Source organism: Kocuria rosea (assembly GCF_006094695.1).
In the GTDB taxonomy this organism is placed as follows: Bacteria; Actinomycetota; Actinomycetes; order Actinomycetales; family Micrococcaceae; genus Kocuria; species Kocuria rosea.
In genome coordinates this window covers 3,550,431-3,569,493 of sequence record NZ_CP035103.1, presented here as the reverse complement: position 1 = coordinate 3,569,493, position 19,063 = coordinate 3,550,431, and the positions used below count along the sequence as shown (strand labels likewise).

The following is a 19,063-nucleotide window of genomic DNA, read 5'->3' as shown; positions in this document are numbered from 1 at the left end:
GGGACTACGCACCTTCCGCCTGGCTCTCCATCTTTTCGGCCCCGGTGAGCCGTTGCAGGCCGAGGGCGAGGGTGAGCCCCACGGCGACGAGGATGACCGCCAGGACACTGGCCTCGCCCATCTGGTTGCTGCGGAATCCGGTCAGGTACATGTCCAGGGGCAGGATCCGGGTCGCGGTGCCCGGCCCGCCCCCGGTGAGGGCGAAGACGAGGTCGAAGTAGGTCAGGGAGCCGACCAGCATCAGCGTGGAGGACGTCACGATGGTGTACTTCAGCTGCGGCAGCGTGATCGAGAAGAACTGCCGCACCGTGCCCGCGCCGTCGATGGTGGCGGCCTCGTACATGGTCCGCGGGATCTGCCGGACCCCCGCCTGGTAGAGCAGCGAGTGGAAGGGGATGAAGGACCACGAGATGACGACGACGACGACGTAGAACGCCAGGCTCCCGTCACCCAGCCAGTCCTGCCGCAGCAGCGCCGCGTCGAACGCCCGCGACAGCCCGAAGTTCGGGTCGAGCAGGGCCTTGAAGGCGATGCCGATCGCCGCGGCCGAGAAGAGCATCGGCAGGAAGTACAGGACGGAGAGGAACTCCCGGTACCGCTGGCGGCCGGCCATGAACACGCCGAGCAGCAGACTCAGCGGGAACTGCACGGCGTAGCTCAGCAGCGTGAGCTGGACCGTCAGCACCATCGCCTGCCGCGAGACCGGGTTCTCGAGCACGGACACCCAGTTCTCGCCCCCGGTCCACTGCGGGGTGCCCAGGCCGTCCCACTCCATGAAGGACAGCACCAGGACGCCCAGCAGCGGACCGATCGCGAAGATGCCGAAGAAGACCAGGGCGGGCGCCAGCATCCAGTTGCTGGGGCCGGCGCCCGCCCGGGCCCTCCGCCGGGTGGAGGAGCGCACGAGCATCAGAGCGTCCCGTTCATCGCGGTCTGGAACTCCTCGGGGCTCATCTCGCCGGCGAAGACCTGGCTGAGGTTGGTCAGCAGGGCCTGTCCCTGGTCGGCCGGGAGCGCCTGGTCCCAGGAGAGCTGGAAGTTCGGCGCGTCCTGGACCATCGAGTAGGCGAAGTCGAGGTACTCCGGGTGCTCGGTCTCGGCGATCCTGTCCTCCACGCCGTCCACGGCGGGGATCAGCCCGGCGTCGAAGAGCGTGTCGACCGCGGCGTCGTCGAGGTTCATGTCGTCGAGGTACTCGAGGGCCGTGGCCTGCTCCTCCTCGGACGCGTCCGCGGACACGGCCCAGAAGTTCGCCGGGTTGCCCACGATGTTCTGCGGGTCGCCCTGTCCGCCCTCGATCTCGGGGAACGTGGTGTAGCCCAGGTTGCCCTCGGCGGTCCACTCGGGGGCGTCGGTGAGGAAGCTGGAGTAGACCCAGCTGCCGTGCAGCATCATGGCCGCCTGGTCGGTGTGCACGAGCGCCACGTCGGCGCCCGCGTCGGCCACCACGGATCCGTAGGCGTCGCCGAAGCCGCCGGCCTCGACGAGCTCCTGGATCTTCTCCAGGGCCTGGGTGATCGCCGGGTGCGACCACGCGTCCTCCTCGCCGTCCACGACGGCCTGGAACACCTCGGGCCCGCCGATCCGGTCGGTGAGGTACTGGATCCACATCAGGTACGGCCACTGGCTGGAGCCGGCCACGGAGATCGGCGTGACGCCCTCGGCCTTGAAGGCCTCCACGGCGTCCAGCATCTCCTCCCACGTGGTGGGGACCTCGACGCCGGCCTCCTCGAAGAGCTTGGTGTTGTAGTACAGGATGACGGGCTGGGTGTTGTTGTTCGGGACGGCGTAGAGCTTCCCGTCCACCTTGCCGGTCTCCAGCACGGAGTCGAGGGCGCGCTCCTCCATCTCGGGGATCTCCCCGGTCAGCTCCACCACGCTGCCGTTCTCGACGTAGCTCTCCAGGGTGTCGCCGCCCCAGTTGTAGATCAGGGTCGGCGCGTTGCCGGAGCCGACGCTGGTGCGGATCTTCTCCTTGAAGGCGTCGTTCGCGAAGTACTCGGCGGTGATCGGGCTGTCGCCGTTGGCGTCGTTCCACGCCTGGAAGGAGCTGCGGAACGTCTCCTCGGCGCCGCCGGTCAGCGTCCAGGCGCTGGCGCCGCCCTCGCCGCCCCCGCCGCCGGGCTGGGCCCCGGCGCTGCACCCGGCCAGGGTCAGGGCCGCGGCGCCCACGAGCGCGATGCGGGACAGCGAGCGGGGGGAGAAGGGGCCCCGGTGCGCGCCGGCGGGCGCGGGGCGGAGGCTGCGGTGGGTGGTCATGGCGTTCTCCTCGTCGTCGAGCAATGCATTGCGCCTACGAAACTTTTCGTATAGCGTTTCGTTGCGAGAAGAGTAAGTGGCCTGTTTCACACCCGTCAACCCCCTGGTGTGACCGGGGCCACTGCGGCGAAGTGCGTCGAAACGTTTCGCCGTCCGCCCGTGACCCGCCCGCGTCCGAGGAGATCGTCCCGCATGAAGAGAACCACGCTGAGCCAGGTGGCCGCCCAGGCCGGCGTCTCCAAGGGCACGGTCTCCAAGGTGCTCAACGGACGCCCCGACGTGGGGGAGGACACGCGGGAGCGGGTCCGGGCCGCGGTCGCCGACCTCGGCTACACGGGCTCGGCCGCCCGCCGGCCCCGGACGGCCATCGTGCTCGTCTTCGACACCCTCGAGAGCAACTACTCCCTCCAGGTGATGGCCGGCGCCGTGGACGCCTGCGGCCGCGCCGAGGCCGACCTCATGCTGAGCACGCTGCCGAGCCTCGAGCAGGGCGACGTCTCCCCGTTCTCCGAGGACTGGTTCGCCCGCTGCGGCCGCACGGGCGAGACCGCGGTCATCGCCGTGACCACCCCGCTGACCGCGGAGCAGGTGGCCGCCGCGGCCCACGCGCAGGTCCCGCTGGTGGCCATCGACCCCGTGAACAGCCTGCCGTCCACGGTTCCCAGCATCGGCTCCACCAACTGGGCCGGCGGGCACGAGGCCACCACCCACCTCCTGGGGCTCGGGCACCGCCGGATCGGCCACCTCAGCGGCGCCGGGGGCTCGGTCCCGGCGCGCGAGCGCCTGGCCGGCTACCGCAGCGCCCTGGAGGACGCCGGGGTGCCGCACGACCCCGGCCTCGTGACGGGCGGCGGGTTCAGCTACGAGGCGGGCTTCGCCGGCGCCCAGGAGCTGCTCGAGCTCGAGGACCCGCCCACGGCCCTGTTCGCGGCCTCCGACGAGGCCGCCCTCGGCGCCTTCGAGGCCGCCCGGCAGGCGGGGCTGCGGGTGCCCGAGGACCTCAGCGTGGTCGGCTTCGACGACACGCTGCTCGCGCGCTGGGCCTCGCCCAAGCTGACCACGGTGCGCCAGCCCCTGCACGCCATGGGCGAGATGGCCGTCGAGCGCGCGATCACCCTGCTGGCCGGCGGGTCCCGCCGGGTCCACCCGCTCCAGCTCCAGACCTCGCTCGTCGAGCGCTCCTCCACCGCCGCGCCCCGGGGCGCGGCGGACGGGGTGGTCACTCCCGGATGAGGCGGGCCCGGCCGGCCTGCCAGCCGAAGACCGCCGCGAGCGTGCCGACCGCCGCGAACATGACGCCCGCCGCGGCGAAGCCCCCGGTCCAGTGCAGCAGCTGCCCCACCAGGAAGGTGCCCGAGGAGCCCACGCCGTAGCCGACGCCCTGCATCATGCCCGAGAGCCGCACCGCCATGTGGCTGCTGCGGGTCCGCAGCGCGATCATCGTCAGGGCCACGGCGGTGAGGCTGCCCTGGCCCAGCCCCAGCAGCCCGGTCCAGACCCAGATCAGCTGGAGGGGCCCGAAGATCGAGAGCACGAAGCCGCCGCCGGCCATGAGGGCCACCGCGGCGTTGAGCACCCGCTGGTCGGCCATCCGCGCGGCCAGGACCGGGGCGAAGAGCGAGCCCGTCATCTGGAGCAGGATGGACACGGCCACGATCAGCCCGGCGGCGGCGCCGTCGATCCCGCGGTCCCGCAGGATGGGGGCGAGCCACGCGAAGACGCTGAAGGACATCATCGCCTGGAAGACCATGAACAGGGTGATCTGCCAGGCCACCGGCGAGCGCCAGGGGCCGGGCCCGTCGGTCCCTGGCGGCGGGGGGCCGGGCGCCCGGCGGCGGAGCGCCACCGGCACGAGCAGCGCCACCACCACGGCCGCGGGCACCGCCCACACCGCCAGGGAGCCCCGCCAGGAGCCCGTGGCCTGGAACACCGGGTAGGTGAGGCCCGCGCCGAGGGCGGCGGACGCGCAGATCGCGGTGGTGTAGAGCCCGCTCATCAGGCCGATCCGGTGGGCGAAGTCCCGCTTGACGATGGACGGCAGCAGCACGTTGCCCAGGGCGATCGCGGCGCCGCACGCGACCGTCCCCGCGAGCAGCAGCGGCAGGGCGCTCGCCCCGGGCAGGGGCAGCCCGCGGGCCACCAGGCCCAGGGTCAGGACCACCATCGCGCCCAGCAGCACGTTCTCGGACCCGAACCGGCGGGCCAGGCGCGGCGCGAACGGCGCGAAGACGCCGAGCAGCGTCACCGGGGCGGTGGTCAGCACGGTGACCGCCCACCCGGGGAGGCCGGCGGCCGCGGTGATCTCCGGGAGGATCGCGGAGAAGCTGGAGAAGACCGTGCGCAGGTTCAGGCCCACCAGGACCACGCACACGGCGAGGTAGACGAGCGCCCGGCGGGACGTGGGGGCGCTCGGCGGATCGGCGCTCGGGCTCGGCACGGGGAGGTCTCCTCGGGGCTGGCGGGCAGGCCGGCCCCGCGAGGGGCGGCCCGGACAGGCTCCACGGTACTGCGACAGCGCTCCGACCCCGTGCAGCGCCGGTGCCGTGCACGCGGGGCGCCCCGGGTCAGTGCAGGAGCAGGCCGGCGAGGAGGACGGCCGGGAAGGAGAGGAACGAGCTGAGGAGGATGATGTCGCGGGCGGCGTTGGCCGGCATCCGGAACTGGGACGAGAACAGGAACACGTTCTGGGCCGTGGGCAGGGCCGCCATGACGACCACGCCCAGCAGCTCGGTGCCGCCCAGGCCGAACCCGAACCTGCCGATCGCCCACGCCAGCACGGGCATCGCGACCACCTTGACCAGCGTCCCGCCGAGCACGTCCGGCACGAGCGCGCGGTTCCGGAACGGGCGCTGCCCGTGCAGTCCCATCCCGAACAGCAGGAGCAGCAGGGGGACGGACGCCTGGCCGAGCATCTCGAGGGGGGCCCACAGCACCTCGGGCACCTCCAGGCCGGTCGCGGAGAGCAGCACTCCGGCCGCGGTGCCGACCGTGACGGGGTTCGCCACCGACCGCACGATCGTGCGGCCGGTCGAGGTGCTCGTCCGCCCGGGGGCCGCCGTCCGGATTGCCGCTCCCGGACCGGCACGGCGCGACGGGCGGGTGGCCCAGGAGAACACGAGCAGATAGAGCGGGGCGATCACCAGCAGCTGGGCCAGCAGCACGGAGACCACGGGCGCGGCGCTGCCCACCGCGTAGAGCGCGATGGGCAGCCCGATGTTCCCGGCGTTCACGTAGGAGGAGGCCATGGCGCCGACCGCCGTGCGGGCCGCTCCCCGGCGCAGCACCAGGCCGCTGTACAGGGCGAAGAGCGCACCCGCCACCGCGGCGGTGGCGAGGGCGATCGGGGTGTAGACCCCGAGCACGGCCCCGAGGTCGGTGCCCGCCACGAGCACCACCATCAGCGCCGGATTGGTCAGGTAGTAGATGACGGGGGTGAGGCCCGCACGCATGGTGCGGGCCTCACCGGGCAGCAGCGCGGCGGTGGCGAAACCGACGGCCGTGAGCACGGCCACCACGCCGAAGCCCAGCAGCACCCCCGTCATCCGGCCGCTCCTCTCCGGCTCAGCGGACCAGGCAGGGGCGCTTCGGGTCGAAGCTCCAGCCCTCGATGAGGTACTGCATGGCCGCGGCGTCGTCGCGGGCGCCCAGCCCGTGCTCGAGGTAGAGCTCGTGGGCCTCCGCCAGGCGCTCGCGGTCCAGCTCCACGCCGAGGCCCGGGCTCGCGGGCACCCGGATCTCGCCGTCGCGGATGCGCAGCGGCTCCCGGGTGAGGCCCTGGCCGTCCTGCCAGATCCAGTGCGTGTCCAGCGCGGTGATCTCGCCCGGTGCCGCCGCACCCACGTGGGTGAACATGGCCAGGGAGATGTCGAAGTGGTTGTTGGAGTGGGAGCCCCACGTCAGCCCGAACTCGTGGCACAGCTGGGCCACGCGCACGGAACCGGCCATCGTCCAGAAGTGCGGGTCCGCCAGCGGGATGTCCACGGCGCCGGCACGCACCGCGTGGGACATCTCGCGCCAGTCGGTGGCGATCATGTTCGTCGCCGTCGGCAGGCCGGTGGCCCGCCGGAACTCCGCCATCACCTCGCGGCCGGAGAACCGGCCCTCGGCGCCGCACGGGTCCTCGGCGTAGGCGACCACGCCCTGCATCCGCCGGCCCAGCCGGACGGCCTCCTCGAGCAGCCAGCCGCCGTTGGGGTCGAGGGTGACCCGGGCCTCGGGGAACCGCTCCTTGATCGCCGTGACGGCGTCGACCTCGAGGTCGCCGGCCTGGACGCCGCCCTTGAGCTTGAAGTCCTTGAAGCCGTACCGCTCCCGGGAGGCCTCGGCCAGGCGCACGATGCCCTCGGGGGTCATCGCCTCCTCCCGGCGCACCCGCTCCCACTGGTCCGCGCCGTGGGGCTCGCGCAGATACGGCAGGCCGGTGCTGTCCGGGTCGCCCACGAAGAACAGGTAGCCCAGCATGGGCACCGAGGCGCGCTGCTGCCCGTCGCCGAGCAGCTCGGCCACCGGCACGCCCAGGAACTGCCCGTGCAGGTCCAGGAGGGCGGACTCGATGCCGGTCACGGCGTGCACGGCGGTGCGCAGGTCGAAGGTCTGCAGGCCGCGCCCGCCGGCGTCCCGGTCCGCGAAGGCCGCGGCGACCCGGCGCAGCAGGGTGCGGAACAGCGCCACGGGCTGCCCCGCCAGCAGCCCGGCAGCCTCCTCGATCGTGGCGCGGATCGCCTCCCCGCCCGGGACCTCGCCCAGGCCGGTCCGCCCGTCGGAGTCCGTCACGATCACCACGTTGCGGGTGAAGAACGGCCCGTGGGCGCCGGAGAGGTTGAGCAGCATGGAGTCGTGCCCCGCGACGGGCACGACCTCGAGCCGTGCGACGGTGGGCTGGGCGCTCATGCGCGGTCTCCTTCCTGGGGGCCGGCCAGCTGGATGCGGCCGTCGACCCGGCGGTTGAGGTGCCACGGGTTGTCGTCCTGCACGGGCGCGGGCAGCAGGGCGGCGGGGATGTTCTGGTAGGCCACGGGGCGGAGGAACCTTTCGATCGCGAGCGTGCCCACCGAGGTGGTCCGCGAGTCGGAGGTCGCCGGGAACGGGCCGCCGTGGACCATCGCCTCGCCCACGTCCACGCCGGTCGGCCAGCCGTTGGCGAGGATCCGGCCCACCTTGCGCTCCAGCACCGGAAGCAGCGGGGCCGCGGTGGGGACGTCCTCCTCGGACAGGAACAGGCTCGCCGTCAGCTGGCCCTCCATCCGGGCCGCCGCGGCCACCAGCTCCTCCGCGGAGCCGTAGCGGATCGCCAGGGACGAGGCGCCGAAGATCTCCTCCTGCAGCACCGGGTTGGTGAGGAAGGCGGGGACCTGGGCGCCGAAGACCACGGGGGCGGGGGCGTTCTCGGTGGGGCCCTCCTTGCCGCGGGCCACGATCTCGACGTCCTCCTGGGAGCCCAGGGCGTCGATGCCCTCCCGGCAGGAGCGGGCGATGCCGGGGGTGAGCATGGTCGCGCCCTCGGCGTCGGCCAGCACGAGCCCGACGGCAGCCAGGAACGCGTCGCCGGCCTCTCCCTCGGGCACGAACAGCAGACCCGGGTTGGTGCACAGCTGCCCGGAGGAGCCCGTCAGGGAGGTGACGTAGGCGCGGGCGAACTCCTCGGCGTCACCGCGCAGGGCGGAGTCGAAGAGGAAGACGGGGTTGATGGAGCTCATCTCGGCGTACACCGGAATGGGCTCGGGACGGGCCGCAGCCGTGGCCATCAGCGCCGTGCCGGCGCCGCGGGACCCGGTGAACCCGACGGCCTTGATGGCCGGGTCCCTGACCAGGGCCTGGCCGATGCTCGCGCCGGGACCGTAGATCAGCGAGAACACCCCCGGGTGCAGGCCGCTCTCGCGGACCGCGTCCGTGAGGGCGCGGCCCACGATCTCTCCCGTGCCGGGGTGGGCGTTGTGCGCCTTGAAGACCACCGGGCAGCCGGCTGCCAGCGCGGAGGCGGTGTCGCCGCCGGCGGTGGAGAAGGCGAACGGGAAGTTGCTGGCCCCGAACACGGCCACCGGGCCCAGCGGGACCTTGCGCTGGCGCAGGTCCGGGCGGGGCAGGGGGGTGCGCTCCGGCAGGGGCGGCTCGATGCGCACGCCGCGGTGGTCGCCCTGCCGCACCACACGGGCGAACAGCCGCAGCTGCCCGGTGGTGCGCGCCAGCTCGCCCTGCAGGCGGGGCTTCGGCAGTCCGGTCTCGGTCGAGGCGCGGTCCACCAGCTCGGGGCCGGCGGCCTCGATGTTGGCGGCGACCTTCTCGAGGAAGCCCGCGTGGGTCTCGGGGTCGAGGCTGCTGAAGGACTCGAAGGCCTCTTCGGCGGCCGCGGTGGCCTGGGCGAGCTGGGCCTCGTCGACCAGGGAGTACGCGGGCTCGAGCTCGGCGTTGGTCGCCGGGTCGATGCCGTGGGTGGTGCCGCCGGTGCCGACGACCTGGCGGCCGGCGATGATCGAGTGGCCGGAGAGGGTGGTGGTCTGGGTGCTCACGGACATGGGGTTCCTTCGCTGTCTGTGCGTGCGGTCTCTTGGGGAGAGGCTGGTGTCAGGCCCGCTGCAGGGTGTCCGCCGGGGTGCCGGTGGGGAGGGCGTCGATGAGGGCGGTGAGGTCGGCGAGGTCGGTCTCGGTGAGGTCCTGCAGCGGGGGGCGGACCCCGCCGGCGTCCCGGCCCACGGCCTTGAGCCCGCCCTTGACGATGGAGACCCCGTAGCCCTTCACCCGGTCGCGGATCTCGATGTAGGGCAGCACGAACCGGTTGAGCTTGTCCGTGACGGCGGCCCGGTCCTGGGCGCGGACGTCGGCGTAGAACTCCAGGGCGAACTCGGGGACGAAGTTGTACATCGCCGAGGAGTAGGTGCTCATCCCCAGCTGCAGCAGGGGCAGGGCAAAGGTCTCCGCGGTGGGCAGCCCGCCCAGGTAGAACAGGCGGTCCCCGTTGGTGGCGTAGACCTTGGTGAGGTGCTCGATGTCGCCGACGCCGTCCTTGAAGCCGATGAAGTTCTCGTGCCGCTCGGCCAGCCGGGCGATCGTGGCGGCGGAGTAGATGGCGTTGGCCCGGTTGTAGGCGATGACCCCGAGGTCGGTGGCCTGGCACACGGCCGAGGCGTGGGCGAGCAGGCCCTCCTGGTCGCACTCGGTGAGGTAGGGGGGCAGCAGCAGCAGGCCCTCGGCCCCGGCGGCGGACGCGTCGGCGGCGTTGCGCACGGCCTGGGCGGTGTTGCCGGCCGCCGGGGCCAGCACGGGGACCCGGCCGGCGACCTCGTCAACGGCCGCGGCCACCACGGTGGCGGTCTCCTCGGGGGTGAGGGAGAAGCCCTCCCCGGTGCCGCCGGCGGCGAAGAGCCCGGCCACGGGGTAGGAGGCCTGCCAGGACAGGTGCTGGCGGTAGGCGCTCTCGTCGAAGAGCAGGTCCTGGTCGAACGCGGTGACGGGGAAGGACAGCAGGCCGTCCTTGAGCTTGTCCGCCAGTTCCCGGGGAGTGTGTGTGGCCACGGTCGTCGTCCTTCGCATGGGTCGAGGTGAGGCGTTCTGCCTGTGAATCACGTCTCACCCTAGGGAGGACTTTTGATGCTGTCCAAGGCCGTTTTTGAATGGAGTCATGCACTGAGGGCATCGATGCTGTGCTCAGTGCGGCTGGGTGCGCAGGAGGTCGAGCAGGTGGTGCAGGGCGGGATTCTTCGAGGTGCGGTCCCACAGGGCGTGCAGCTCGACGGAGCCCGAGGAGCTGCTGGCCAGCCGGTGGTAGGACACGCCGTCGATGCCGAGCAGCCGGGCGGACTCCGGGACGAAGGCGATTCCTCGCCCCGCGGCCACGAGCGCCACCATGGTGAGGACCTGGCTGACGGTGTGGACGACGTTGCGGTGCTCCACCTCCACGAGCCGCACCACGTGGTCGTAGAAGTACCGCGCCTTGGTGGGGGAGTGCATGATCAGCGGGAGGTCCTTGAGGTCGGCCGACGTGACGGGCCGCCTGAGGATGCTCAGCGGGTGGTCGGCCGGGGCGGCGACGTACAGGTCCTCGGCGAGCAGCAGCTGCGACTCGAAGAGCTCCGTGTCGAAGGGCGGGCGGGCGAGCCCGAGGTCGAGGTCGCCGTTCTCGAGCGCCTGCAGCTGCTCGCCGGTCACCAGTTCCTGCAGGTCGACGTCGACGTCCGGCAGCACCCGCTCGATCTCGCTGAGCAGCGGTCCCAGCAGGCTGAACCCGGAGGCCGCCGTGAAGCCGATCCGCAGCACCCCCGAGCGCCCGGCGGCGATCCGGCGCGCCAGCAGCGGCGCCCGGTCGGCGGCGACCACCAGCTTGCGGGCCTCGACCAGGAACGCCCGCCCGGCGGCCGTGAGCGCCACCCGGCGGTTGTCCCGCTCCAGGAGCTCGACCCCCACCGTCTTCTCGAGCTTCTGGATCTGGCGGCTCAGGGGAGGCTGCGTCATGTTGAGCCGCACGGCGGCGCGGCCGAAGTGCAGCTCCTCCGCGACGGCGATGAAGCTCCGTGCCTGATCGAGTGTGAACATCATGTCCTCCGGGTATTACTCAATGCACGAATTGGCTTGGACAGGCATCATCATCCCTCTTTAGGCTCGGGAACCGATCCGCTTGTGATGCCACTCACAGGGGTGCGAGTCCTCTCGCGCCCCGGTCGGGCGGTTCCGATCCCTCACCCCTTCAGGAGAACCCATGAAGAACACCTCGTTCCGCACGGCGCTCGTCGGCGTCACCGCAGCGACCTCGCTCCTCGCGCTCAGCGCGTGCGGCGGCAACGTCGGCGGGGGCAGCAGCGCCTCCGGGGCGGACTTCCCGACGGATCCCATCACCCTGACCGTCGGCCAGGCCGCCGGCGGATCCACCGACCTCATCGCCCGCGCCGTGTCCGACGCCGCAGCGGAGGACCTCGGGGTCCCGATGCCGGTCGTGAACAAGCCCGGCGCCAACGGCGCCCTCGCCACCCAGGAGGTCGCCGGCGCGTCCCCCGACGGCCAGAATCTGGTGCTGCTCAACGCCTCGCTGATCACCATCACGCCGCTGGCCGTGGGCGAGGAGGAGGCCGTGTCCCTGGACGACGTCGAGGTGCTCAAGGGCCTGTCCCAGGACGACTACGTGATGGTCGCGAGCAAGGAGTCCGGCTTGGAGTCCCTCGAGGACGTGCAGGGCGCCTCGGGCTCGTTCAGCTACGGCACCACCGGCGTGGGCACCGGCTCCCAGCTGGCCCAGACCGTGCTGTTCGCGCAGGCCGACATCACCGGCACCGAGGTGCCCTTCGACTCCGGCTCCCCGGCGCTGACCGCCGTGCTCGGCGACCAGGTGCAGGTCGCCACCGTCCAGCTGGGCGAGGCCAAGCCGCAGATCGACGCCGGCGAGGTGACGCCGATCGTGGTGTTCTCCGAGGAGCGCAACGAGTTCCTGCCCGACGTGCCCACCGCCGTCGAGTCCGGCTACGACGTCCCCGTCTCCCAGTACCGGGCGGTGGCCGCTCCCGAAGGGCTCCCGGACGACGTCAAGGCGCGGCTGGTCGAGGCCTTCGACGCCGCCGTGCAGTCGGAGGCCTACCAGGACTTCAACGAGCAGAACCTGCTCACCCCGTGGGAGGTCTCCGGCGAGGAGGTCGAGGCGGAGTGGACCGAGCTCGCCGAGCGCTACGAGCAGCTCGTCGAGGAGCACGACATCTCCCTCGCCGAGTAGGGACCGGCGCCGCCATGACCACCACCACGGCCCTGCCGACCACTACAGCCAGGAGCGACTCCATGAAGCAGTCCCGCCCGGACGGCACGGCCTCCGTCGCCGACGTCCTCCACGACCCGGAGACGGCGGTCGAGGAGCTCACCCCGGAGCAGCTCGCCGCCCGGTGGGAGGCCGAGGGCCCGCCGCCCGGCGGCCGCGCGGCGGCCCTCGGCTCGACCCTGGCGGTCACGGTGCTGGCGGCTGCCGCGGCCGTGCTGTCCCTGCGCATGGGACTGGGCACACCGCAGCAGCCGGCCCCCGGCATGTGGCCGTTCGTGGTGAGCGTCGTGGCCGTCGTGATCGGCCTGTCCCACCTGGTCCTGGGCCGGCGCGGAGGAGAGGGGGAGAAGTTCACCCGGGAGTCGCTGCTGGCCGCCTGCGGGCTCGTGACCCTCGTGGGGCTGGTGCTGCTCATGCCCGTGATCGGCTTCGAGATCCCCGCCCTGCTCCTGTCCTTCGTCTGGATGAAGTTCCTGGGTGGCGAGACGTGGCGGGCCGCGGCCCTGTACTCCGCGCTCGTCGTCGTCGCCTTCTACCTGATCTTCATCACCGCCCTCGGCACGTCGATCCCGCACCTGTTCTGACGGCCGCCGCCACGGCGGCCACCGACCAAAGGCTCCCGCATGGACTTCCTGCAACCCGCCCTGGACGGCTTCGGCGTCGTCCTCCAACCGACCAACCTGCTGTACTGCCTCCTGGGCGTGACCATCGGCATGCTGATCGGCGTGCTGCCCGGCCTGGGCCCCGCCGCGACCATCGCCATCCTGCTGCCGCTGACCTACGGCATCGAACCGGTGACGGCGATCATCATGCTGGCCGGCATCTTCTACGGGGCCCAGTACGGCGGGACCATCACCTCCGTGCTGCTCCGGCTGCCCGGCGAGGCCAGCTCCGTGGTCACGGTCTTCGACGGCTACATGCTGGCCAAGCAGGGCCGTGCCGGCACCGCGCTGGGCATCGCCGCGATCGGCTCCTTCATCGGGGGCACCGTCGCGATCGTCGGCCTCACCTTCCTGGCCCCGCTCGTCGCCGGCTTCGCCCTCGACTTCGGTCCGCCCGAGTACACCGCGCTCGCCCTGCTCGGCATTCTGCTGGTGGCCACCATCAGCAACGGCAACAAGTCCAAGGCGCTGATCGCCGCGTGCTTCGGGCTGCTGCTGGCCACGGTCGGCCGCGACGTCTTCACCGGAGCCGAACGGCTCACGTTCGGCAACCTCAACCTGGCCGACGGCATCGACTTCGTGCCCGTGGCCATGGGGCTGTTCGGCCTCGGCGAGATCCTGCACAACCTGGAGGAGCGCCACCGTGCGGCCAAGGCGCCCGACAAGGTCTCCAACGTCTGGCCCTCCCGGGCGGACCTCAAGCAGTCGTCCGGGGCCATCGGCCGCGGCTCGGTCCTGGGCTTCTTCCTCGGCATCCTGCCCGGCGGCGGCGCCACGATCTCCTCGATGGCCGCCTACGCCATGGAGAAGAAGCGGGCCAAGCAACCCGAGCGCTTCGGCAGGGGCGCCATCGAGGGCGTCGCCGGCCCGGAGACCGCCAACAACGCGGCGGCCACCAGCTCCTTCATCCCCCTGCTCACCCTGGGCATCCCGGCCAACGCCACAATGGCCCTGATGTTCGGCGCCCTGCTCATCCAGGGCGTCACGCCGGGCCCGCAGCTCGTCCAGCAGGACCCCGAGCTGTTCTGGGGCGTGGTCAACTCCATGTACGTCGGCAACATCCTGCTGCTGATCATGTCGATCCCCCTCATCGGGGTCTTCGTGCGCATCCTCCGGGTGCGGGGCGCCATCCTCGCCCCCATCACCGTGCTGATCACGATGCTGGGCGCCTACACGATCAACAACTCGATGTTCGACGTCATGCTCGTCGTGGTCTTCGGCGCCGTCGGCTACCTCATGAAGAAGTTCGGCTTCGAGCCCGGCCCCCTGGTGCTGGCCTTCGTCCTCGGCTCCCTGCTGGAGTCCAACCTGCGCCGCTCCCTGCTCGTCTTCGAGGGAGACGTCACCGGGTTCTTCACCCGCCCCATCTCGGCGACCCTGCTGCTGCTGTTCGTGCTCGTCGCCGTGCTGCCCGTCATCCAGTCCGCCCTCCGCCGTCGCAGCGCCTCCGGGACGTCCCCCGCGGGACCGTCCGTCGAGGACTCCGACCGCACCCCTGTCAAGGAGAACGCATGAGCATCCTCGTCGGTTACGTCCCCACCCCCGTCGGCGAGGCCGCCGTCCGCGCCGCCATCGAGGAGGCCCGGCTGCGGGGGGAGCGGCTGCTGATCGTCAACTCCGTGCGCGAGGGCGCCCTGGCGGACAAGTCGGTCGCCTCCGACGACGACCTGCGCCGCGTCACCTCCGCCGCCGAGTCCGCCGGTGTCCCGCACACCGTGCTCCAGCCGTCCCACCGGGACGACCTCGCCCAGGAGATCCTCGACCTCGCCCGGGAGCACGACGTGTCCCGGATCGTCATCGGCCTGCGCCAGCGCTCCCAGGTGGGGAAGTTCATCATGGGCTCGCACGCCCAGCGGATCCTCCTGCAGTCCGACCGGCCGGTCCTGGCCGTGCGGGGGTCAGGCGCTCTCGCGCCGCACGATCTCGCCCACCACGTGCTCGATCCGGACCTGGTCGTGGCTCAGGGCGATGTCCGCGGCGGTCTCCCCGATCTGCTCCAGGGGGAAGCGCACGGTGGTCAGGCCCGGGGAGAAGTCCCGCAGGTTGGGGATGTCGTCGAAGCCGGCCACCCGCAGGTCGTCCGGCACCACGAGCCCGGCGTGCCGGAAGCCCGCGATCGCGCCGAGCGCCATGACGTCGTTGCCGACCACGACCGTGAGCCCGCGCACGGCGTCGGCCCCGAGCCGGTCCACCAGCGCCCGTGCGGCCTCGTAGCCGCCCTGGCTGTTGAAGTCCTCCGTGACCTCGGCCTCCGGCTCCAGGCCCGCCCGCTCGAGGGCCGCGCGGAAGCCCGCCCGGCGCTCCGCCGCGCTGGCGAGCTCGTCCGGCCCGCCGAGGAAGGCGAAGCGGGTCCGGCCCGTCCCGATCAGCATGTCCGTCAGGTCGTCGCCGGCGCTGCGGTTGTCGATGGTGACGGCGCCGGCGCCCTCGAGCCAGGCCTGGCCGATGGTCACCACCCGGCCGCCGTTCTTCTGGTAGCGGGTGAGCTCGGCGAGCAGCCGGGGGTCGATCTCCCGCCGCCGCGAGCCCGCCATGATGATCGCGTCGGTGCGGTGGGACGCGAAGGCCGCGACGGCGTCGAGCTGGTCGGTGCCGTCGGTCGCGGCCAGCAGCAGCTGGTGCCGGTCCGTGCGGGCCCGGCGCTGCACGCCCTTGGCGATCGAGGAGAAGTAGGGGTCGGCGATGTCGTGGACCACGAGCCCCACCAGTCCGGTGGTGGACCGCGCCAGCGCCTGCGCCTGGGCGTTGGCCACGTAGCCGAGGGACTCCGCGGCGTCCCGGACGCGCTCCGCGATGTGCTCGGCCGGCCGGCGGTCCGATCCGTTGAGCACCCGGGAGGCCGTGGCCAGGGACACCCCGGCCTCCCGGGCCACCTGGGAGAGGGTCACTGCGCTCATCGTCCGGTCCTGCTTCCTCCTCACCGCATCCGGTGGGCGTCTCGCCCCCGCGCCGGGGAGTCCGGGACCGGGAACGTGTTGACAGTCACACTGAGCCAACCCTAGAGTGGAAAGCGCTTTCCTACAAATTTCCCGAATCCTCTGGAGTTGATGATGTCCGAGCCCCGAGTTCTCCGCATCGCCATGAACGGCATCACCGGCCGCATGGGCTACCGCCAGCACCTGCTGCGCTCGATCCTGCCCATCCGGGACCAGGGAGGAGTGACCCTGCCGGACGGCACCCGCGTGACCGTCGAGCCGATCCTCGTGGGCCGCAACGAGGCCAAGGTCGCCGAGCTGGCGCGCCGGCACGGCGTGGAGCACTGGACCACCGATCTCGACGCGGTCATCGAGGACCCCACCGTGGACGTGGTCTTCGACGCCTCCATGACCAGCCTCCGGGCCGAGACCCTCAAGAAGGCCATGCGCGCCGGCAAGCACGTCTACACCGAGAAGCCGACCGCCGAGACCCTGGACGAGGCGGTCGAGCTGGCGCAGATCGCCCAGGAGCGCGGCGTCACCGCCGGCGTGGTCCACGACAAGCTCTACCTGCCCGGTCTCGTGAAGCTGCGGCGGCTCGTGGACGAGGGCTTCTTCGGCCGGATCCTGTCCCTGCGCGGCGAGTTCGGCTACTGGGTCTTCGAGGGCGAGCACCAGGAGGCCCAGCGCCCGTCCTGGAACTACCGGCGCGAGGACGGCGGGTCCATGACCGTCGACATGTACTGCCACTGGAACTACGTCCTCGAGGGCATCGTGGGCCCGGTCCGGTCCGTCACCTCGACCGCCGTGACGCACATCCCCGCGCGGTGGGACGAGCAGGGCCACGAGTACCCGGCCACCGCGGACGACGCCGCCTACGGCGTCTTCGAGCTCGAGACCCCGGACGGCGACCCCGTGGTCGCCCAGATCAACTCCTCCTGGGCCGTGCGCGTGTACCGCGACGAGCTGGTGGAGTTCCAGGTGGACGGCACCCACGGCTCGGCGGTCGCCGGGCTGAACAAGTGCGTGGCCCAGCAGCGGGCCCACACGCCCAAGCCGGTCTGGAACCCGGACCTGCCCGTCACCGAGTCCTTCCGCGACCAGTGGCTGGAGGTGCCGGCCAACGCGGAGCTGGACAACGGCTTCAAGGCGCAGTGGGAGGAGTTCCTGGCCGACGTCGCAGCGGGCCGCGAGCACCGGTTCGGGCTGCTCTCCGCCGCGCGCGGGGTGCAGCTGGCCGAGCTTGGCCTGCGCTCCTCGGCCGAGCGCCGCACCATCGACATCCCGGCGATCGAGCTCTCCCCGGCCGAGCGGCGCACCGCCGAGGCCGTCCGGTGAGCGCCGTGCTCCTGCCCGACGGCAGCGGATCCCGCACCGAGCACGTGCTCTCCGGGCCGGGGAGCTGGACCCGGCCGCAGGCGCCCCTCACCGCGCGCAAGGCCTACGCCGCCGCGCACGTGGTGCCCCTGGTGCTCGCGGACAACACCCCCGGGGCGCCGGCGCAGCTGGACTGGGACGCGACCCTGGGCTTCCGCCACGACATCTGGTCCTACGGGCTGGGCGTGGCCGACGCCATGGACACCGCCCAGCGGGGGATGGGCCTGGACTGGCCGGCCACCCAGCAGCTGATCCGGCGCTCGACCGCCGAGGCCTCGGCGGCGCTGGCCACCGGCAGCCCGGCCCTGGCGGGCAGGACCGTCCGCGACCTCATCGCGTGCGGGGCGGGCACGGACCAGCTGGACCCGGCGGGCGTCACGCCCGGCGAGACCGGGCTGCGCGCCGTGCTCGAGGCCTACCGGGAGCAGGTCGAGGTGGTCGAGGGCGCCGGGGCGAAGGTCATCCTGATGGCGTCCCGCGCACTGGTGCGTGCCGCCCGGGACGCCGACGACTACCTGCGGGTCTACTCCCAGCTCCTGGGCGAGGCCCGGCACCCGGTGGTCCTGCACTGGCTCGGGACGATGTTCGACCCGGCGCTGGCCGGCTACTGGGGCAGCGACGCGGTGGACACGGCCACGGAGACCTTCCTCGAGCTCATCCGGTCCCACCCGGGGCAGGTCGACGGCGTCAAGGTCTCCCTCCTGGACGCCGCGCACGAGACCCGGCTGCGGGCGGCGCTGCCGGAGGGGGTCCGCCTCTACACCGGCGACGACTTCAACTACCCCGAGCTCATCGACGGCGACGGCACCCGGCACTCCGACGCGCTGCTGGGGATCTTCGCCGGCATCTACCCGGCGGCGTCCACCGCGCTGCAGGCCTACGACGCCGGGGAGCCCGGCCGGGCGCGGGCGATCCTCGACGCCACGGAGGAGCTCGGGCGCCACGTCTTCAGCGCCCCGACCTTCTACTACAAGTGCGGCATCGCGTTCCTGTCCTGGCTCAACGGCAGCCAGCCGGGGTTCCAGATGGTCGGCGGACTGCACTCGGGCCGCTCCGTGCCGCACCTGGTCGAGGTGTTCAGGCTGGCCGACCGGGCCGGGCTGCTGCTCGACCCGGAGCTCGCCGCGCGGCGGATGAGCACCTTCCTCGACGCGGCGGGCCTCGGCGCGCCGGTCCTCGCACCGGCTCTCGTGCCGGCCGGCAGCACCGGAGGTGCGGCATGAGCGCGGACTTCCAGCTGTCGCTGAACACGGGCACCACCCGCGGCCTGACCCTGCAGCAGGCGGTGGACGCCACCGCCCGCGCCGGGCTGGGGCACATCGGCGTGTGGCGCGACCGCGTGGCCGAGGCAGGGCTCGAGAACGCGGCCCGGATCATCGAGCAGGCCGGGCTGCAGGTCTCCAGCCTGTGCCGCGGCGGCTTCCTCACGGCGGCCGACGAGGCCGGGCAGCGGGCCGCGCTCGAGAGCAACCGGGCCGCCATCCGGGAGGCCCAGGTCCTGGGCACGAGCGAGCTGATCATGGTCGTGGGCGGCCTGCCCGCCGCCGCCCACGTCCTGGGCGGCGAGGGCGACCGGGGCGACAAGGACGTCGTGGCCGCCCGCGAGCGCGTGGCCGAACGGCTCGCCGAGCTCGTCCCCTACGCCCTCGAGCACGGGGTGCGCCTCGTGCTCGAGGCGCTCCACCCCATGTACGCGGCCGACCGGGCCGTGCTCTCCACGCTCGGACAGGCCCTGGACCTCGCCGCCCCGCACCCGGTGGACGCCGTGGGCGTGGTGGTGGACACCTTCCACGTCTGGTGGGACCCCGGGCTGGAGACCCAGATCGCCCGGGCCGGCGCGGAGGGCCGGCTGGCGTCCTACCAGGTCTGCGACTTCAACCTGCCGATCGCCTCCGACGCCCTGCTCTCCCGCGGGATGATGGGGGACGGGGTGATCGACTTCGGCACGATCGGGCGCTGGGTCGCCGCCGCCGGCTACACGGGCCCGGTCGAGGTCGAGATCTTCAACCAGGAGATCTTCGACCAGGACCCGGACGTCGTGCTCGCCGTGATGAAGGAGCGCTGGGAGTCCCTGGTGCTGCCGTCCCTGACCGGCGCACCCGCCCGCGCCACCGCCTGAC

Annotated in this window: 16 protein-coding genes and 1 pseudogene; 8 read left to right on the top strand and 9 right to left on the bottom strand. The window is 72.5% G+C overall.

Annotated elements, in window-relative coordinates; genetic code table 11:
- Positions 1 to 4 precede the first annotated feature (4 nt).
- Positions 5 to 910, bottom strand: a complete 906-nt coding sequence (locus EQG70_RS16300; protein ID WP_017834650.1) for a carbohydrate ABC transporter permease — start codon at positions 908 to 910, stop codon at positions 5 to 7.
- The gene (locus EQG70_RS16295; protein ID WP_081615857.1) at positions 910 to 2,259 is read right to left on the bottom strand and encodes an extracellular solute-binding protein; all 1,350 of its coding nucleotides are present in this window, start codon (positions 2,257 to 2,259) and stop codon (positions 910 to 912) included. The genes EQG70_RS16300 and EQG70_RS16295 overlap by 1 nt, the downstream gene beginning before the upstream one ends.
- Positions 2,260 to 2,451: 192 nt before the next feature.
- Here EQG70_RS16295 and EQG70_RS16290 point away from each other — a divergent pair, with 192 nt between their 5' ends.
- Positions 2,452 to 3,492, top strand: a complete 1,041-nt coding sequence (locus tag EQG70_RS16290; RefSeq protein WP_109268364.1) for a LacI family DNA-binding transcriptional regulator — start codon at positions 2,452 to 2,454, stop codon at positions 3,490 to 3,492.
- Here the strand turns inward: EQG70_RS16290 and EQG70_RS16285 are convergent.
- The 6 genes from EQG70_RS16285 to EQG70_RS16260 all read right to left on the bottom strand — a co-directional run bounded on the left by EQG70_RS16285 (position 3,479) and on the right by EQG70_RS16260 (position 10,785).
- Complete coding sequence (locus EQG70_RS16285; protein ID WP_109268363.1) at positions 3,479 to 4,696, bottom strand: MFS transporter; 1,218 nt, start codon at positions 4,694 to 4,696, stop codon at positions 3,479 to 3,481. The genes EQG70_RS16290 and EQG70_RS16285 overlap by 14 nt on opposite strands.
- 127 nt (positions 4,697 to 4,823) lie before the next feature.
- Positions 4,824 to 5,801, bottom strand: coding sequence for an AEC family transporter (locus tag EQG70_RS16280; protein ID WP_095650251.1), 978 nt, complete (start codon positions 5,799 to 5,801; stop codon positions 4,824 to 4,826).
- Between the two features lie 19 nt (positions 5,802 to 5,820).
- On the bottom strand, positions 5,821 to 7,149 hold the full coding sequence (locus EQG70_RS16275) for an enolase C-terminal domain-like protein (RefSeq protein ID WP_095650252.1): 1,329 nt from the start codon (positions 7,147 to 7,149) through the stop codon (positions 5,821 to 5,823).
- Positions 7,146 to 8,771 (bottom strand): aldehyde dehydrogenase (NADP(+)), encoded by a 1,626-nt coding sequence (locus EQG70_RS16270; RefSeq protein WP_017834656.1) that lies wholly within the window; start codon positions 8,769 to 8,771, stop codon positions 7,146 to 7,148. Before EQG70_RS16270 ends, EQG70_RS16275 begins: the two co-directional genes overlap by 4 nt.
- A gap of 49 nt (positions 8,772 to 8,820) precedes the next feature.
- Positions 8,821 to 9,768: a 5-dehydro-4-deoxyglucarate dehydratase gene (gene kdgD / locus EQG70_RS16265; RefSeq protein ID WP_017834657.1), complete on the bottom strand. Its 948-nt coding sequence runs from the start codon at positions 9,766 to 9,768 to the stop codon at positions 8,821 to 8,823.
- A gap of 132 nt (positions 9,769 to 9,900) precedes the next feature.
- On the bottom strand, positions 9,901 to 10,785 hold the full coding sequence (locus EQG70_RS16260) for a LysR family transcriptional regulator (RefSeq protein ID WP_095650255.1): 885 nt from the start codon (positions 10,783 to 10,785) through the stop codon (positions 9,901 to 9,903).
- Between the two features lie 163 nt (positions 10,786 to 10,948).
- On the opposite strand from EQG70_RS16260, the gene EQG70_RS16255 reads away from it, so the two are divergent.
- From EQG70_RS16255 to EQG70_RS16240, 4 genes and pseudogenes are all read left to right on the top strand, one after another.
- Positions 10,949 to 11,950, top strand: coding sequence for a Bug family tripartite tricarboxylate transporter substrate binding protein (locus EQG70_RS16255; RefSeq protein WP_017834659.1), 1,002 nt, complete (start codon positions 10,949 to 10,951; stop codon positions 11,948 to 11,950).
- Positions 11,951 to 11,964: 14 nt separating this feature from the next.
- Positions 11,965 to 12,573 (top strand): tripartite tricarboxylate transporter TctB family protein, encoded by a 609-nt coding sequence (locus tag EQG70_RS16250; RefSeq protein WP_229587592.1) that lies wholly within the window; start codon positions 11,965 to 11,967, stop codon positions 12,571 to 12,573.
- A gap of 39 nt (positions 12,574 to 12,612) precedes the next feature.
- A complete protein-coding gene (locus tag EQG70_RS16245; protein WP_017834661.1) occupies positions 12,613 to 14,166 on the top strand; it encodes a tripartite tricarboxylate transporter permease in 1,554 nt (517 codons plus the stop codon).
- Positions 14,163 to 14,555, top strand: a pseudogene (locus EQG70_RS16240) (universal stress protein); the annotation flags it as partial. The gene EQG70_RS16245 and the pseudogene EQG70_RS16240, both read left to right, overlap by 4 nt.
- Here the strand turns inward: EQG70_RS16240 and EQG70_RS16235 are convergent.
- Positions 14,550 to 15,548 (bottom strand): LacI family DNA-binding transcriptional regulator, encoded by a 999-nt coding sequence (locus EQG70_RS16235; protein WP_031283663.1) that lies wholly within the window; start codon positions 15,546 to 15,548, stop codon positions 14,550 to 14,552. The pseudogene EQG70_RS16240 and the gene EQG70_RS16235 sit on opposite strands and share 6 nt — an antisense overlap.
- Before the next feature lie 153 nt (positions 15,549 to 15,701).
- Here EQG70_RS16235 and EQG70_RS16230 point away from each other — a divergent pair, with 153 nt between their 5' ends.
- From EQG70_RS16230 to EQG70_RS16220, 3 genes are read left to right on the top strand one after another with little or no spacing between them, the layout of a single operon-like run.
- Positions 15,702 to 16,904: a Gfo/Idh/MocA family protein gene (locus EQG70_RS16230; protein WP_095650257.1), complete on the top strand. Its 1,203-nt coding sequence runs from the start codon at positions 15,702 to 15,704 to the stop codon at positions 16,902 to 16,904.
- On the top strand, positions 16,901 to 18,166 hold the full coding sequence (locus EQG70_RS16225; RefSeq protein ID WP_109268362.1) for a dihydrodipicolinate synthase family protein: 1,266 nt from the start codon (positions 16,901 to 16,903) through the stop codon (positions 18,164 to 18,166). Before EQG70_RS16230 ends, EQG70_RS16225 begins: the two co-directional genes overlap by 4 nt.
- Positions 18,163 to 19,062: a sugar phosphate isomerase/epimerase family protein gene (locus EQG70_RS16220; protein ID WP_017834666.1), complete on the top strand. Its 900-nt coding sequence runs from the start codon at positions 18,163 to 18,165 to the stop codon at positions 19,060 to 19,062. Before EQG70_RS16225 ends, EQG70_RS16220 begins: the two co-directional genes overlap by 4 nt.
- Position 19,063: the final 1 nt, after the last annotated feature.

Bases quoted from the DNA above. Each gene is read 5' to 3' on its own strand.
- EQG70_RS16300 (WP_017834650.1), bottom strand. From the start codon at position 910: ATGCTCGTGCGCTCCTCCACCCGGCGGAGGGCCCGGGCGGGCGCCGGC.
- EQG70_RS16295 (WP_081615857.1), bottom strand. From the start codon at position 2,259: ATGACCACCCACCGCAGCCTCCGCCCCGCGCCCGCCGGCGCGCACCGG.
- EQG70_RS16290 (WP_109268364.1), top strand. From the start codon at position 2,452: ATGAAGAGAACCACGCTGAGCCAGGTGGCCGCCCAGGCCGGCGTCTCC.
- EQG70_RS16280 (WP_095650251.1), bottom strand. From the start codon at position 5,801: ATGACGGGGGTGCTGCTGGGCTTCGGCGTGGTGGCCGTGCTCACGGCC.
- EQG70_RS16275 (WP_095650252.1), bottom strand. From the start codon at position 7,149: ATGAGCGCCCAGCCCACCGTCGCACGGCTCGAGGTCGTGCCCGTCGCG.
- EQG70_RS16270 (WP_017834656.1), bottom strand. From the start codon at position 8,771: ATGTCCGTGAGCACCCAGACCACCACCCTCTCCGGCCACTCGATCATC.
- EQG70_RS16260 (WP_095650255.1), bottom strand. From the start codon at position 10,785: ATGTTCACACTCGATCAGGCACGGAGCTTCATCGCCGTCGCGGAGGAG.
- EQG70_RS16255 (WP_017834659.1), top strand. From the start codon at position 10,949: ATGAAGAACACCTCGTTCCGCACGGCGCTCGTCGGCGTCACCGCAGCG.
- EQG70_RS16250 (WP_229587592.1), top strand. From the start codon at position 11,965: ATGACCACCACCACGGCCCTGCCGACCACTACAGCCAGGAGCGACTCC.
- EQG70_RS16245 (WP_017834661.1), top strand. From the start codon at position 12,613: ATGGACTTCCTGCAACCCGCCCTGGACGGCTTCGGCGTCGTCCTCCAA.
- EQG70_RS16235 (WP_031283663.1), bottom strand. From the start codon at position 15,548: ATGAGCGCAGTGACCCTCTCCCAGGTGGCCCGGGAGGCCGGGGTGTCC.
- EQG70_RS16230 (WP_095650257.1), top strand. From the start codon at position 15,702: ATGTCCGAGCCCCGAGTTCTCCGCATCGCCATGAACGGCATCACCGGC.
- EQG70_RS16220 (WP_017834666.1), top strand. From the start codon at position 18,163: ATGAGCGCGGACTTCCAGCTGTCGCTGAACACGGGCACCACCCGCGGC.